This is a genomic window from Bacillus sp. AFS012607 (assembly GCF_002558005.1).
Classification (GTDB): domain Bacteria; phylum Bacillota; class Bacilli; order Bacillales; family Bacillaceae_G; genus Bacillus_A; species Bacillus_A thuringiensis_S.
On sequence record NZ_NTVM01000018.1, the window covers coordinates 1 to 16,308 of the forward strand.

Genomic DNA, 16,308 nt, shown 5'->3' on the forward strand with positions numbered 1-16,308 from the left:
TCAGCTCTTCCCGTTTCTCTTAATTTACTCTCCATTTCAATATCTTGTACTGCTTTTTGTTTTTTCTCTTTTGTCCCTTCACTAGCATTATGACTTGCAGTAGAATGTGCATTTGAATTATTCGCTAATTTCGGACTTCCAGTTTGTTCAACACCTGAGTTTGCATTATTATGGATGTCCTTTCCGATTTTATTTAGCGTTTGACGATCAGCGTTTTCCTGGGCTTTTTGTTTCCCTTCAGCCTGGCCGCCTTTAAATTCATCTATTGTTCCTTTCACTCCATCTGATACACCTTTTGCTACACCTGAAACCTTGTCTTTTCCTTTATTAACAGCACCGCCTACAGTTTCAGACATCTTATTCCCTGCATCATTCATCATGCCGCCAACCCCGCGATTTGCAACATAACTTAAAGCAGCGCCGGTATTTCTAGCAAGTTTCTTCCCTTGCAGACCATTTTTTTTCGCATTATTTTTTTGTTCTCCGCTGGGATTTCCATCCTTATCTTCCGAATCCATTTCAGAACGTTTAGGTGTATCTTCACGTGTTTGTCCACTACCACTCATCATATTTTTTGCACCCTTAACCATATTTCCTACACCTTTTCTTAATCCATTAGCAGTAGCTAACGTACCAATAGCACTCATTAAATTATTCTTTCCTTCTTTCAATCCAACATCTACACCAAAGTATTTCAAGATTGATTCAGATCCCTTAATTAATGCAGTAGTTAAACAGATCATAGCTACAATATATAGGAATGTGTTAACATCCTGATCTGCTAGGAAATTAACCACAATGACATAGAAACGTAAACTTATTCCGGTAAACGCAAATAACAGGAATCCTCTCAGGATATCCTGTATAACCATTTTTGTTTTTTCACCTGTCTCTATATCCGTTACGAATACTAATGGGGCAATAATTTTCTTCATTGCAATCTCAAATATTGTCATAATAAATACAAATAAGGTAAACAAATAAGCTACTACTAAAGCTGATAATCCCCAAAACAAAACGCCAAATTTCATCGGATAACGATTATATCCTGATGGAAAAGTATCACTAAAAGGATTGAAAAAACTTTCCTCAATTGATTCAAGATCTTCTTCAGCTCCGTTATTTGTAACCTTGTAAGCTAAAAATTGTGTTTCTTTTGCTACATTATCATTATCCTTTAATTTTTTTACAACTTCGTAACTTATCAAATCGCCTAAATCTGCTTTTAAGTACATCTCTTCATTTAGATTATTCTTGCTTATCTGTCCATCAGAAACGGCCTTTGTATCCTCAGTTTTTATAGCATCAAAACCAACCGTACTTAGATAAACCAAATCAGCTGTATTATGCTTTACTAAATTCCATGCTAATCCCCCATCATCTTTATCTCCTTCAGTTACCTCTTCATAAAAATCAGTGGACATTTTTTGTAAATCTGCCATAAATTCATTTAATCCACCTAATAACCCAATCATTATAATAATGTTAACCCCCACCGATTTAAATCGTGGTGGCTTGTGTTGAATAATAGTTCTAAATCCTAACCAAACTATCACCAACACGAACAAAGCGTAGAATAGCCCTTTCATTAGGGATGATGCAAAATCATTCAGACCTGCATCCTTCAATATATCAAAGAAAGAGAATGTTTCAGGAATTAATCCCTCTAAAGAGGATGCTATCCTAAACAGTGTTCGGATTATCCCTCCTTCACACGCTTGAAGAAAAGAACCAAATATATTTGAATACTCTATCCAGTCATTCTTCAGGAATGCAATCACTTCTGCTTTATCAATATCTTTTACTGTAAATACTATGTCGGTCCACCATCCAGCGAAAGCGGAAGGAGCAAATATAAGGCTTAATAACAACGTAGTAACTGTAAGCACCCCAGTAATTACTACTCTCTTACACTGTAAAATCCATTCTTTTATTTTCGTAGCAGCCATAACTGTTCTACCTTTCTTTTTTATTTTGACTCTATTGTTCTGTCAATATCTTCAATAGTTCTTCGAGATAACTTGTAATTGCATGATCTGAAGAATGCTCTATTAAAAATGCAATTTCTTCTGTTTTAGGTACAATATTATCTTTCGCATAATTTAATAGCATTTGTATCAATCTTTTGCGAATATCTTCTGTATCATTTAAATTTCGTTTTTCTTTTACAAGTCCTATTAATGATTTAACAACATCATCAATAGTGAGTTGTTCTTTAACTACAGGATTAGCTTGCTGCTTTTTCATGTACTCTTTTTTCGCAGTTTTATTTAATATAAAGTCTAAGAAATCCAAATACAGATCTGTTAGATCTAATCCAGTATGTAGAGAAGGTATATCAATTTCATTCAAATCCCTGGAGGTATCAAAGTCCTTCCCTAAGAACTGCCAACGATAAGGCATACTAGTTTCTTTGGTGTTGAAAATCGGGTATGCTCTTACCTTCTTACGATTAATATCTTGTCTATGAAGTGCACGAAGTACTAACGTTTCTCCTTCTATAAATTGAGATAAACGTTCTGGTGTAATAATTCGCTGCTGATCAGCATTTTTAGTTAATTTATTATCTGCTTCCATATGACTTTCATTAGACGATTTACCAATAGGCGTTTTATGGCCTGCACGAAGCGATATTTCCTCAATTGTATCTTTGTTGGTAGACATAATATAAATATGGTTTTGACAGTTATCTTTAATTTCTGTTGCTTCCTTGTCATATAATTTTTCAATTTGCGAGTAAGATTGAAGCACTAAATTAAACAACATATTACGCCCAGCACAAACTGTTAATACTCCACCCATATCATCGATAGGTGGCATATTTCCGAACTCATCTAGCAAGAAATGAACACGTCTATAGCATTTTTTACCTTTCGTATCATTGCAATTCATGGATAACTCTGTATACAGCTGCTTAACAAAGATACTTGCTAAAGCATGGTTTGATTTATCATAATCAGGAACAATCATAAAAACAGCTGTTGGCTTGTCAGAATACGATAATTTCGTTTTAGGTTTGAGAGGGAATGTATTGGCCATCATATCTAGTATCACTTGTCTCTTATATTCAGGCTTGTCCTCAAATCCTTCTTTTTTCTGATAAACGACTCTTCCCTTTTCATCCAATAATTTTTCAAATTTCAATCTATACAACAATCGATATTTCTTATTTGGATCTTCCTCATCCTGATAACGAATTAATAACAGATCTCCATCTTCTAATGTTTCATCAAAATTCATGTTGCACATGCCTAAAGCTTTAACCTTAATTTTGTAGCTGCCTATTTCTGTCTTTTTCTCATCATTTTTATGAAATGATACTGTAACACGTTTATTTAGAAAACGTTCATCTAACTGGAAGAATAAATTTTTAGGGAAACCTACTTGCTTTAGATCCAAACTAGATTTTGATGTCATTTTTGCAAACATTTTATCTGCAAATGTTTGCAGCCCCTGGTTTGCAGTGGCCAAAATTGAACCTTTAGCCTTTTCTCCCGCAAAACTAGTTGATCCATATTGCATCTTTGCTACATTTCCTTGTGGTAAGCTCTTAAAGTATTCATCTAAAGCATTCTTTTCAATAAAATCATCGGGATTCTCTTTGTAATAAAATGTTCCTAATTCATTTAGCATTTGGGATACATTGTGCATCGTAACTTTTTCAATGCAATTATTCTTTACACAGTAGTCAACAATCGCTAGGATAATACCGTTAATAGCGTTTTGGGCAGATGTATTAAAGAATGCATTGTCGCCAGCGTTAGGATCGTTATATAACGAGAAAGTTAATGTGTTGGCACGTTTTGCAGCTTCTTGATCATCTCCATTAACCCAAGCATCAATGACGAGCTGTAACGGGTTATAAGACATACCTTGTAAGGGATCTAAAATATTTAAAACCTGGACATCATAACCACGTTTTTCTAATGTTTCTTTGGATGCACTATACAGCTCGCCTTTTGGATCATTTATTACCATACTCGATTGATTTTTTGCTCTACTCAAATTATCAATCATTACGACTACTATCATTTCACCCTTACCGGAGCGTGAAACGCCTAGAATAGCGGTGTTTACGGTATCTGTATCGATATAATATTTGTCTTTATAATGTGAAACAGGTACACCACCATATCCCTCAAACACTTCTGTTTTCTCAGGAATTTCTCGATATTGCTCTATTATTTCTTCTATTGTAGTAAAGCGACTGTCTCCTTTTTGACCATAGGCTACATTTTCATCACTTCGATAATTAATTTTTGAATACACCAAAAAACCTACCAGCGTTGAAGCCAATAAGCTAACCAAGTATACATTTGTAGGTAACACAGGTAAAAATGCATTTTTAATTGATACACTTTTCTCCCAATCTGTACCAAACACATCAAAAATAGTTGGTTTTTCAATTGTCTTTGATAGATCATTTATGATTGACTGGTACGTACCTGCTATAAAATTCAACCCACTCAATGGAAAAAGCACCGCAGCTGAAGAAATTGCGAGTGCTTTCTTATTTATCGTATTTTTTTCATTAGGTAGATCTTCTCCATCAATTTTATAGTTGTGATGAAGATACTTCTTCTTTTTCAATGAGAGTTTTCCAATTCCCACTCGCATATCCTCCTAACCTCTCTGCATACTATTTAGAACCAAATAATTGATCAAAAAGTTTCCCACGTTTCTTAGGAGTAACTTCCGATTGTGGTTGGTATACAGGTTGTTGCATTACAGGTTGCTGTGTTGGTTGTGGCTGAACTGGCTGTTGTGCAGGTTGTGGTATTGGCTGTTGTTGATACATATATACTGGCTGTGGTACAGGCTGTACAGGTTGATACATATACATTGATTGTGGTGGTAATTGACCTTTACCAGCATATGATTTAATTAATTTATCATTTAATTCTTCTACAAGATTCTGTAACTCACGTATTTTTTCATTATTCTTCGTTTCTTGAGCTTGTTGTTCTCGATTTCGTAAAGCTAGTTCTTCTCTTTCTCTATTATTCTTATCCTCTTCTAATTTTAATTGGCGCTCTTTTATCTCTTTATCATATTCTGCTTGTATTTCTTCTTTCCAAACAGGAATTAGCTGCTTGATTTTTTCATCTAAACGTACAAATTCTCCCTCTTGCTGTTCATAGGCTGCATTCATAATATCTTCTACAGCATCAATATACTCAGATAGATACATGCTCTTTTTATCGATTAAATCGTTTTTACCTTCTACCTTCAACTCATAAACTTTCTCTACAATTGTCTTTTTCTGTACAATATCATTCTCTTTCTTTAACTCTTCTTCACGAGCACTTATTAATGTATTTTTGCGCTCTTCTAATTCAGAAGAATATGCTGTTAACTCCGCTTCTTGTTGCAACTTAAATGACTCTAATTCTAATTGTTGTTTGTCACGATATGCATTAATTTTTTGCTGCATTTCTTGATTTTCTTTATTTTCAAATCCATCCAACTCTGCTACCATTCGTTGGAAATTATTTTCAAAGATTTCTTGTAGCCTTTCCTCTGCTTCTTTTTGATAATCACGCATCATAACTTCTTTATGAATATTTTCAAGAGTTAAACGAATTTCATCTTGCAGGTTATTAATATCTTGATAATATCTATCCTGGATGAGCAAAAATTCTTTTCCACTTAAAACATTTTTTACATAATGTAATTTTTTCTTTTCTAAATCTGTTTCTGCAGTTTCTTCACTAATGCCTAGCAATCCTAATAGATGTTTTACAGTGAATCTAGAATCATACCGTTTTTGTTTTTCTTCAACTTCTCTCAAATCCACAAATTGACTATATTCAGGAAACTCTACATCTTTTGTTTGAACTTCAACAATGGATTCTTCAGTTGGCTCTTTCTTTTCCAAATCAGCATATAGCAATTCTTCTTCCAAGCTTTGAACTGGATCATTTTCAATTACTGCAAATGCTAGATCTTCATTTTCCTTTTCTAAATTCACTCCTGTAGGCAGTTGTTCATTTAATTCATCCTCAATAGCAAAAAGATCTTTCTCATTTTCTTCAGATAAAGCTGCGGCCTGCTCTTGTAACCCTTGAATGTCTGATTCTTCAAAAACGTTTGCTCCCTGACCTTGCATTTCATGTACAGACATTACTGTAAAAGGATCTTCATCTTCCTTTGCAAACTCTTTTTGCATTCCACCATCATTTAACATTTCATTGGAAGTATTATTCTTCTCTACTTCCTCTTCCTTTTTGCCAAAGAATTTCGCTAAAAAGCCACCTTTTTTCTTCTTAGGATTTTCTACTTCTTGTTCTATTTCAACTTGCTTTTCTTCAGATTGATAACTTGTATATATACCTTGTTTAATTTCCATTCCTAAATGAAACTCTACTCCTTTTTCGAGGTCATTTGAAATAGCAGTTAAAAGTGAAAATTTCTCACTGACTTCTACAGGTAATTCAAATTCATAAGCTTTCTCGTTTTCAATATCCTGAAGTAGAAGTGCTACTTTATCATTTTGTTGATTTTGCTCAATATACCTTTGAATTAATTCTTCAGCCATCCTTAATCCCAGCTGTTTCCCATTCCCAGCCTTATTTTTCCTTAAAAACTTCTTAAATGTTTTAGATTGATCTTTTTGCAAAAATTCTACAATATACATTCTCTTAGCCTCATTTCATGTATAGGATGTTTTTAAACAAAAGAGAAGCCTACAAAATAATAAGCTTCTCTTCCAGTGTTTTTCTTAGAAACCAGATGTAACGCCTTGAACTGTACTTGCAAAAGCTCCTGCTCCCCATAAAAGAACGCCTCCAACAATAACATACAGCAACCATTTTTTCGCTGTACGGCTTGGCCCTTCACCGAACATGAACATGAAAGCAATAATACATACACAGAAAACAATAACTACTATACCAAGTCCTTGTAACTTTCCAGACCAAGTTGTTAATGCATTACTTACAGAATCAAAGAAATCATTGTAAGTTAATAATTTGATAGCAAAAATATTGAATAGATCCATTTTAAATTCCCACTTTCTTATTTATGTGATTGATTATTTTGAGTTAAATGATTAGGTTTCGGTTGTACATCCGATTGACCTTGTGTTTTGTTCTTTTTTTCTTCTTCAACAACAGAAGCTGCGATGAGATCCATCGCAGCTCCTTCTAACATTTTATTTCTCCACTCAGGATTCCCCCCTTGAAGTAGAGACAAGCAATTGTCACTTACAATCTTTTGAGACCATTCCTCATATGTCGTTCCTTGCTTCTTTAAAAGCACCGCTGCTGCATTCTGCAATGGCGTTTTTTCATTTTTACCAACTTTCCTAGCCATATCTAATTGACTCCTTTACTTAATACTTTGTGTTTTTTTGAGAGATAAAGTGCTGAAATACCTCTTCCACATCAGGAATTCCGTCTGAACAAATCGTAATGATCGCAATGAGTACAATTATTCCACCCATAAAAATCATTAAGCGAAATACATTGTTTTCAAGCATTTCTCAAACACCTTCTCTCTAGCGCACTTGCGAGATTGCAGATCCACTAAATTCCATCTTTACATCAGGTAAATTAAAAAGAATAATTTTCAAGTTTGCTACTATTTGATAATCAACAACATCACCAAATTTTACTTTTTCATTTAATTGATCACTTTTCACAGTAAAAGCACCTTTATATTGCTTATCACTATAATCTTTTAAATTCTGAACAGATTCTTTTGTTAATCCACCATGTCTTTCAATTTGATAATTAACTTGTTGTTTATACGAATTAACATCACTCAACTGAATACAAAAAAGGGTTACTGCTACCATTAACATGATCAACATTAACCCTATAAACCATTTTGTAATTGTCATAATTGCACCATCTAGCATATTTCACCCTCCCTTATTATTTACGAGAGATTAATAGATGATAGGTGATGTACCAATACCGCTGCTGCAAACCCCACTACTAATATAAATGAACTCATTACCATTTTCGTAGGGAAGAAATTAAATCGCTTTAACTTAAAAGCAATTATTTCATCAATTGCTCGTTGTAACTCAGCGCTTGTCATTTGTCCTAACTCATTAATAACATTCGTATCACTTGAATTTTGTTGAAAATCATAAATAGTTTGCATAATATTAATTGACATATCACTTCCACTTGAACGCATAGCGTAATCAGTGAAAGGCTGAATATCATTCGGCTTATCTGTCATTTCAGACATTAACTTGGCCAACGAATTTTTATCCACTGGATTTTCCATTCGATTAAGTATCTTTCGAAAAACTTGATATAAACTTATTGATCCATCTGATTCTTTTAAGTACGGTATTAATAATCTAGTGAACTTAGAAAAATTTAAATGCCTTTCAAATTTAAAGGCACTATACATTTTAGTAACATGTGTATACTTGGAACGATATAAAAAAAACGGTAATCCAAGTGCTACTAGATAACACCAACTTGAGAAAAATAGACCTAGTAGCAATCCGAATACCCCCATAACAAATGATTGTATGAATCGTTTCTTTTGAAATTTATCTATCATTTGTTTTGTGTTTCCCATCTCTTCCAACATACTATATAAATCTTCTTCCGCCAGCAATCTATTGTAACGATTTTTTTTACTACTTTTTGCTGTTACTACCTTCATGCTTTTACCTCCATTATTGAGTCATCAAAAAGGTATGTAGTAAAGGATTTAAAGAAGAAAAACATTAAACTCATGTAAATACCACTTGCAATCCAGCCGATGGGATGTCTTGCAAATGCTGTTATATACGTTTTAAAACCAAATGAAAATGTAATAGCCAGGACGAATACGACTATAACGCCACATAGCATTTTCATATCTTTCAAATGCCCTTCCTTTTTACGTTCATATTCATCCTTTTTTTCTTTCGTTTCATTATGATGAGTTTTAATATCTTTTAATGTTTCCAGGTTTGTTCTTCCCTCTAAAACACACGTTTCAAGTTGTTCTAAATACTGATCAAACGTAATATCTTCACGATATTTACTCGATAGCTTTTTAAAAGCTTGAATTACTTGTGTTTGATCCGCCCCCAAAATATTTGCCATTAATATTTTCAAATCGCCTCTCAGTTCGCCTTCTGCGCGTTCGCTTGCTTGATCCAAAGCGGTAAATAATGTTTTATTCTCATTCGACAAAAGAGAGGTCATATTATTGACAAATTTATTTCTTTCCTTATAAGAATCACGTTCATATGCCCTTTTAACAATATTGGGCATTAACACTTTCAATCCATATACAGATCCCAACACTCCTAAAACCAGTGAAAGCCACCATATATATAATAAGAGAAAAGAAAATACCCCCGTAACTAAGCCCGGAACAGCAGCATATCTAAGATAATCTTTTTTATTTAAAGGCTTCCCATATGCTACTTTAAACGCATTTACTTCTTCTGCATTTACAAATCTCTTTTTCTTTGTTTTTGCATTAAAAGTAGAGATCTTCAAACTTTATACCTCCTTCCCCAAAGTTTTCTATTATTTATCTACTAATGATTAACCCCTGTTTAACAGCCACTACATCCTTAAAATCAGGAAGTTTGTAAGTTATATCATTTTCTGCTAACTTTTCATAAAATTGGTCAGATAGACTTCCTGTTGAATAAGTAAATTTACCATTTTGATATTTTTGTTCAAATACCATTCTGCTACCCTCTGGCGAATATTCCACTACCTTTGCTAGATAACGAATAACCCTATTAATCTTTACATTTCCTTGTTTAGTTGTTTTTACTACCAATCTCTTAATATGACAACCAAAATTAAAATATCGCAAAATATCCTCTTCAAAAGATTTTTCATCAAATTGGTATCCCATTTTCGACATATTAACAAGTCGTTTTGGAGAAGTTTCAGCATCTACAGAGTGCAAAGAAGTAACAACATGATGTCCCGAAAATACTGCTTGAATCATCTCATATGCTTCCATCCCACGTAATTCTGAAATCATAATCCAGCGCGGATTATTTCGTAATGCAGCTTCTATAAGATCTGTAACAGTAACTCCATTTCCGGTTAACCAGCTATATACATCTTTATCAGGAAATAGTTTTTTTACATGCGTTTCAGGAACATCTTCAATTATGATTGCCTTATGTTCAAACCGAATAAACGAGAACAAAAGCTTTAAAAACTCAGTCTTACCTGTCCCTGTTTCTCCTGAAATCACAATATTATTTCGAGTTTCCATGAGAATTCTAAAGAACTCAAGCATAAACGTAGGGGCAAATGTTTCAAAGTTCCCTTCATGTAATACCAATTTCGGGCGAACAATTCTTAATGACATTGTAGAATTCCCTATTGTATTTTGGTTATGAACTGCATTAATTCGTACTGAATCATATACACCATCAAAGATTGGGGTTTTAGGTGCAAACTCTTTCCCTGCTGCATGAGCAAATTTCTGAATTACTCGTGTTATATATTTCTCAGTAATTTGCTGATCCGATTCTTTATAAATATCTTTATAATCACTGGATTCTACAATTAAATGGCTACCGTTATATGATATATCAGTAATATCTGGTCGTTCTTTAATTAATCTTTCGACAACACCAGTACCTACAATCTCAGATACAACGTACTCGTAAACTTCATCCAACCTATTTTCATCACAATCCATAAAATGAGCTGCATAATTATTTTTGATAAGATTTTTGATTTCTCGTCTTGCTTCTTCTTTTAACATAGCATCAATAACTAATTCAGCCTTACTGTTTTTCAAATCATTCCGTATAGTTTCTACCGATTGTTGGAAAATCTTCGAATTAAAATCAATATTATTTTTATTATTTTTTACTACTACATTCTTAAATGTTCCTAACATGACATTCTCCTTTCTTTTAAGATGCCGCGATACTTACCTTGTAAGTCGCTTGATACGTATTTTCACCATCTTGAATAATTGTCCTAATCGCCTTAATAGATCCATTTTTTTTATCTAAATATTTAAACTCATATTTCGCCTTACCGCTGATTTTTACAAGTTTATTGGACTCAATTCGTTTTTTGAAATCTTTTTCAAAATCACTTTTCGAAAGGTATAGCTCTCCGCTTTGAATACGCGAACTATTATCCATATTAGATATGGCACTTGCTCGGACTGTCTCTGTAATCCCTTGCACTACCGAATCCGTAGCAAAATTCTCTCTATAGTAGTAACCACCTATAGACACTAAGAAAAGTCCAAAGACTATTATCATTAGGATGAAAGGATGTTCTTTCACTATTTTCACTCCTTTCCAATCAAATAAAGGGAGAGTTTTCTCTCCCTAATTTGTTGGATAATAGTTTACATCCACTAATTAAAGAGTTATTTTACTGAAGCAAGTTTTTGTTTAAAGACATCAATTACCGAGTTTCCCAATTCAGGGAAAGCAACCACTGTAATCCCTACCATTGCTGCACCTAAGATTACTGCTCCAATCATCCACCAGCTACGATCCGTATTTTGATCTAACATTTTTACAACATCCTCTCAATTTTTGTTTTTTTATATAAAAAAGAGACGTAATTAAGAATCACGTCTCTTTTCTTACCCACTTATTTTTTTAATACAATCTAATTCCTAATTTAATAGCACGCTCTACAGTTAGGTATTTGCTCAACATCAGCATATTAATTGCACCTAATGTAGTGGGCATTAAATCATCCATAAAACTATGAATTTTGTCTTTTACAAAGCCAATCCACATATTAAGGCTAAATCCATCGAATTGACTTGTATCAAAGCTAAAATCAAAGTGGAACAAATCACCTAATGATAAATTACCTACTGATAAATTACCTGAAAGTAAATCTCCAATACCTGATTGAGCAAAAGCAGAAAGGCTTCCTTGCAACGAATATCCAATTAAGCGTATTACAATTCCTGTAATTACAAAGTATAGTGCCATAAAGATAATTTGTTTCTTGGCCGAGTTATAGGTTAGGACATTCACACGTTTTTCAACTCCTTTCCTATTGCTTTAACCAAGCAACATCTTCATCTGACCAACCTGAAGGCGGTTTGCCATTTGAGAAAGGATTTTTTGGATCAACAGGTTCTAACAGTAATTCATCATCTTTCAGTGTTTGAGAGCCAATTGTCCCGTACATATATGCATATAGACTTAATGGTTGTGTTACCTCAAAGTTAACCTTATTAGTACCTATTGGGATTCCTGATGCTATTAAAACATTGTATTCTCCCAGGTCTGCCCAAATCGGAACATATAACTTTCTTTTTCCATCTTTTATTGCATTCTTAATACGTGGATCATGATCTTTTACTTGCTGATCTGTAAATAAATTACCCGTTTTTTGTTCCACATTAATATGTGGCAATTCAAAAAGATAATCAGTGTTCTTTTTGTCCGTGCTGCCTGTTTTCTCAGCTTCTTCTAACGGAACAACTATTTGATCTCCTTTTTTCTCATAATTCAAATGAGAATCAATCAATCTCTTATCTACTAAAGCATTTGCCTTAACATCATAAGGGACTGCTAATTCATTTGTATAACTAACTGATGGTTTCAACTCAAAACCATAGCCAGTTTTTTGTTTAGGCAGCTGCTTTAACGGAATTGTAAGTGTTTCATAAAAGATTTCCATCTCTCTTCCGACTTCACGCTCCGTCATTATAACGCCTTTATACTTTAACTCAGCAGATGTTTTAGCATTTGCCTTTACAGTTTCTTCAGAAGAAGTATAACCATCTGTATCTACTTTGCCTTTCCCATCTACGATAAATATAGATTCTTTATTGACTTTTTCAAATCTAACCTCGTAGTTTCTCTTATTATTTTTCTTTAAAAATTTAGGATCTACCTTGAATTTTATTTCCTCCGGTAATTCCTGAATTGTATATACTTTACTGTCAACCAGCTTGTTGTCAGCCTTATCATATAAGTTAACAGCAACATTACTCTTATTAGAGTCCTCATAAATGATATCCTTGTCTAAACGTACAATTACTGGCAAACCAATATCAGCAGGTGCAGTATTGATTCTTATTTTTCTAAGACCTAAATTTGCATCTGCCACAATTGTATATTTCACCTGGTTAGAAACAGGAGATAATTTGTAATCAACAGAGGTATTTACCACTGTTTTACTTACGTAAAAATCTCCAAATTCATTTTTATGTGTGCCGTAAACAAGATTCATTTTTACAATATCACTGCTACTTAATGAATCATTTATATACAGGAAAATAGAGACCACTTTTGATAGATCCTGCTCTCCTGTATACCTATACCAACCATTTGACTTTAAATCAATTTTGTTTGGATTATTCGATTCAACAAAGCTGTTATTAAGCCATATTTCAACGTTCTTATTATTAGCATTTTCTAGTGTTATTTGTCTCAAGAAAGTGACACCATTAAAAGCAGATCCATTATGATCCTTATTTCTTGGAACATATGTAAGTGCCTTAATATGTGACTCATCTTTGATTGTTGTATACGGTTGAACACCGACCACATAATCACTGTTCTTTTTCCCTGTCACTTTCTCAAGTGTTTCACTCACACCGACCATACCAATTTTTACAACTGAAATATTTTTAGAACTTGTTCTAAATTTTTCTGCTCTTGTATCCATCGCACTACTAAGAACATTCTTAATTTCCAAACCTACCTGATTTCCTTGCGGAAGCAATACAGGATTAATTCTTGTCTCAAAGTTAATTTTTTTGAGCGTTTTATTACCACGAGTCAATGTGTCTTGCCAAATCAAATGATTACTTCCATCATTTTGTTGCTCAATTTTCGGCTCAACGTACTGATCACCATATTTAGCAGAACCAACCACGTAATCAAGGCCCTTTGGTATTTTTACTCTCATTTCTACTTTTTCATCTAATGAATTATAATCCATTGCATCAGGTAACTTTACTAAATTATCAACGGTGACACTAACATTATCTGAACTGTAATAAGTATTTTTATTTGTTTTCACATCACTACTTGTCTCACCATTCATAATGCCTAGCGTTTCAAAATTCACAGTACTTCCTACAGGAGATTGCAGTTTTGTTATATTTCCCTTTTCATCATACTCAGTAAAGTTATTATATTTCCCTTCACCACGTACTCGATAACCTACTTTTCTATCAGCTGAAGGATAAACTATTGAATCCGTAACCGTTATGTTTGGCGTTCCTTTTTCATTAACACTACCTATTTTCTTTGTTTTTACCTCTAAAGGAATATTCCATGCTACAACCTCACCATCTCCCATAGATGCATTGATATCATTTTTGATAGCAGCTACCTCACCATTTTTCCTTGCCTCATCATATGCGCTATACCAATCATAATCCTCATCTTTGTTTTGGGTTAGTGTTTCAAAGGAATTATCCCCTTTTTTAGATATTCCAAAATAGATTTTTTGTTTATCACTATTTGTCACTCTTCCCGCAGAAGTATTGGGATACCCTTCGTTTAACATGTTCTTCTTAGCTGTTTCCGCACCATTTTTCGATAGATAAAACGAATCTGTATTCCACTTATAAATCATCGTTGTACCACCTTCTGTAACAGCACGAACATTCAAATGACTTACGACTTTTACATTTTGTCCTACTATAACTGTTGGATCTCCTTTAGATACAGCGCTATAGCCTACATTTGGGGTACCTAACTCCTTATGATCTGTTGTATGGAATGTAGTTTGTATGGAATATGCACCTTTAGGGTTATTCCTTTCGGTAAGTGTGTATCTTCCAACAGTGTTATAAGGAATTGTATTCCCCTTGCCATCCTCATAAGAATCAATAACAAATTCTAAGTAATAATACACATTATTCGGTAGATTATCCTTATTATTTTTACCCAGTACAGGATAATATTCATTTGTTGAATGTATTAAGAAACGTGTGCTTGAAAATGCTTTTTCATTCTTTCCGAAGGTAGGAATTACTGAATAACCTGGCCTTGACATCATCGTTGGGAAGGTTGAACCAATTACATAGTCTTCTATACTCCCCGTATAACCTACACGATCCTTTGTAATTTCTGGTTTATTCAAACGTACTTTTCCACTATCCCATACACTGTCAATCGTGTATTTATCAATATCACTAGCATTCCATTTATCTTTTGGAATATATGATTTAGGACTGTTTGCTGTCTCAGCACGAGGATCTTTATAGCCCTTCATCCCAATTTCAAAACTTTCCGTACCTTCTTGTGGCACTTTATCTACTATTTTATCAATAGCCTGATAGTTAAAAATCTTTATCGGTTTATCCCGACCCTCAAAATTCAATGTTTCTGCACCTAACGATTTATAATCCCAATCGACTTTTCCTGAAAAATTAAAGTGATAATTAATCTTTCCAGCAGGGAATGTAGCCCCTCGTAAATCAGTTCGGTTAGGTAAATTATTAACAAATAAATCTAAAGCGACTGGATATATGATTGTACGATCATCCTCTTTTGCATTGGGATCATAAACCTTATAATCCAATCTAGGCATTCCACCATAAGAAGCAGTAAAGCGAGCCTTTACATTAACCTTTCCTGAAGTAGTAACGGGACTAATACCATCAAATGATTGCGATACATTTTCATTTGTAATATCTTTCCCATCTACACTTATAACCTGGATTTTTATGTTAGGTTTTAATTTTAGTCCATGCTCTGCCCCTTGTATTTCCACTGTAACAGGGATCATTAAGGAGTTACCTGTTTCTTTTAACGTGTATTCCATATCAAAAGATACGATACCCTTTTCTAAATCCTCTTTTCCGCCAACAGCAAATTTTGCATTTACACGTTTGTTTGTAATTCCATTTTCTAATGTACCGGTGATTTTCATCTTAATATTTTTTAGCGTTTCATTCTTCTTAGGATTAATTGTCACCTTCAGCGGATATGTTACTGTATCAAACGTCCTTACAATGCCATTATTAGGGCTGGAATCATTACCTGCTTCATCATTCGAATCAAAAGGTGCTGTTCCATCTACAATGTCTGAAGGCTTAATAAAGGCTTCAAAATCAAACAACTCACTACCTTTTTTACCATTTGCCACAACTACCTCGTTTGGATTAGTTCCTGTACTCTTCAGATCCGATTTTTCTTGCAGCACAGTCACATCGTCCGTTTTTTTCTCTTGATCCTGTTTCTGGTCCGAAGTACTTTCTGCATGTCCAATTGTTACAAAGTCGGCCAAGCTTCCAAACAGAAGCATAACAACAAATAGTAAACTAAATGACCTTCTAAACCACAATCGTATTCCTCCTCCCTTTACAACCATGAGGATCTATCCTCAGTTGAGAGAAGGGGATTGGTTGGACTTCTTGCTT

The 16,308-nt window shown here is 33.8% G+C and carries 14 protein-coding genes; all 14 read right to left on the reverse strand.

Annotated features, from left to right (window positions below; all coding sequences use genetic code 11):
• On the reverse strand, window positions 1–1,949 hold a 1,949-nt coding region (locus CN409_RS20920), incomplete at its 3' end, for a pLS20_p028 family conjugation system transmembrane protein (RefSeq protein WP_346426541.1).
• A gap of 31 nt (window positions 1,950–1,980) precedes the next feature.
• Complete coding sequence (locus CN409_RS20925; RefSeq protein WP_098217816.1) at window positions 1,981–4,617, reverse strand: VirD4-like conjugal transfer protein, CD1115 family; 2,637 nt, start codon at window positions 4,615–4,617, stop codon at window positions 1,981–1,983.
• 22 nt (window positions 4,618–4,639) lie between these two features.
• Window positions 4,640–6,637, reverse strand: a complete 1,998-nt coding sequence (locus CN409_RS20930) for a hypothetical protein (protein ID WP_098217818.1) — start codon at window positions 6,635–6,637, stop codon at window positions 4,640–4,642.
• An 84-nt stretch (window positions 6,638–6,721) separates the two neighbouring features.
• Window positions 6,722–7,000 carry a TrbC/VirB2 family protein gene (locus CN409_RS20935; protein WP_000362938.1) on the reverse strand — a complete coding sequence of 93 codons (279 nt, stop codon included), beginning with the start codon at window positions 6,998–7,000 and terminating at the stop codon, window positions 6,722–6,724.
• A 17-nt stretch (window positions 7,001–7,017) separates the two neighbouring features.
• Entirely contained in the window at window positions 7,018–7,314 is a 297-nt protein-coding gene (locus CN409_RS20940; RefSeq protein WP_086401602.1) for a hypothetical protein, read from the reverse strand.
• A 19-nt stretch (window positions 7,315–7,333) separates the two neighbouring features.
• Window positions 7,334–7,480, reverse strand: a complete 147-nt coding sequence (locus tag CN409_RS31950) for a hypothetical protein (RefSeq protein ID WP_170955797.1) — start codon at window positions 7,478–7,480, stop codon at window positions 7,334–7,336.
• A gap of 18 nt (window positions 7,481–7,498) precedes the next feature.
• Entirely contained in the window at window positions 7,499–7,861 is a 363-nt protein-coding gene (locus CN409_RS20945) for a hypothetical protein (RefSeq protein ID WP_098217819.1), read from the reverse strand.
• A gap of 20 nt (window positions 7,862–7,881) precedes the next feature.
• Window positions 7,882–8,631: a hypothetical protein gene (locus CN409_RS20950; RefSeq protein ID WP_086401600.1), complete on the reverse strand. Its 750-nt coding sequence runs from the start codon at window positions 8,629–8,631 to the stop codon at window positions 7,882–7,884.
• Window positions 8,628–9,461: a hypothetical protein gene (locus CN409_RS20955; protein WP_098217821.1), complete on the reverse strand. Its 834-nt coding sequence runs from the start codon at window positions 9,459–9,461 to the stop codon at window positions 8,628–8,630. The genes CN409_RS20950 and CN409_RS20955 overlap by 4 nt, the downstream gene beginning before the upstream one ends.
• A 34-nt stretch (window positions 9,462–9,495) precedes the next feature.
• Complete coding sequence (locus CN409_RS20960) at window positions 9,496–10,839, reverse strand: CpaF/VirB11 family protein (protein WP_098217823.1); 1,344 nt, start codon at window positions 10,837–10,839, stop codon at window positions 9,496–9,498.
• Window positions 10,840–10,855: 16 nt separating this feature from the next.
• Window positions 10,856–11,239, reverse strand: a complete 384-nt coding sequence (locus tag CN409_RS20965; protein WP_098217824.1) for a hypothetical protein — start codon at window positions 11,237–11,239, stop codon at window positions 10,856–10,858.
• Between the two features lie 86 nt (window positions 11,240–11,325).
• Window positions 11,326–11,475, reverse strand: coding sequence for a hypothetical protein (locus CN409_RS31955; protein WP_000886821.1), 150 nt, complete (start codon window positions 11,473–11,475; stop codon window positions 11,326–11,328).
• Between the two features lie 88 nt (window positions 11,476–11,563).
• Window positions 11,564–11,953 (reverse strand): hypothetical protein, encoded by a 390-nt coding sequence (locus CN409_RS20970; protein ID WP_098217826.1) that lies wholly within the window; start codon window positions 11,951–11,953, stop codon window positions 11,564–11,566.
• 19 nt (window positions 11,954–11,972) lie between these two features.
• A complete protein-coding gene (locus tag CN409_RS20975; RefSeq protein WP_098217828.1) occupies window positions 11,973–16,259 on the reverse strand; it encodes a fusion protein (includes pXO2-28-29-30) in 4,287 nt (1,428 codons plus the stop codon).
• Window positions 16,260–16,308 lie beyond the last annotated feature (49 nt).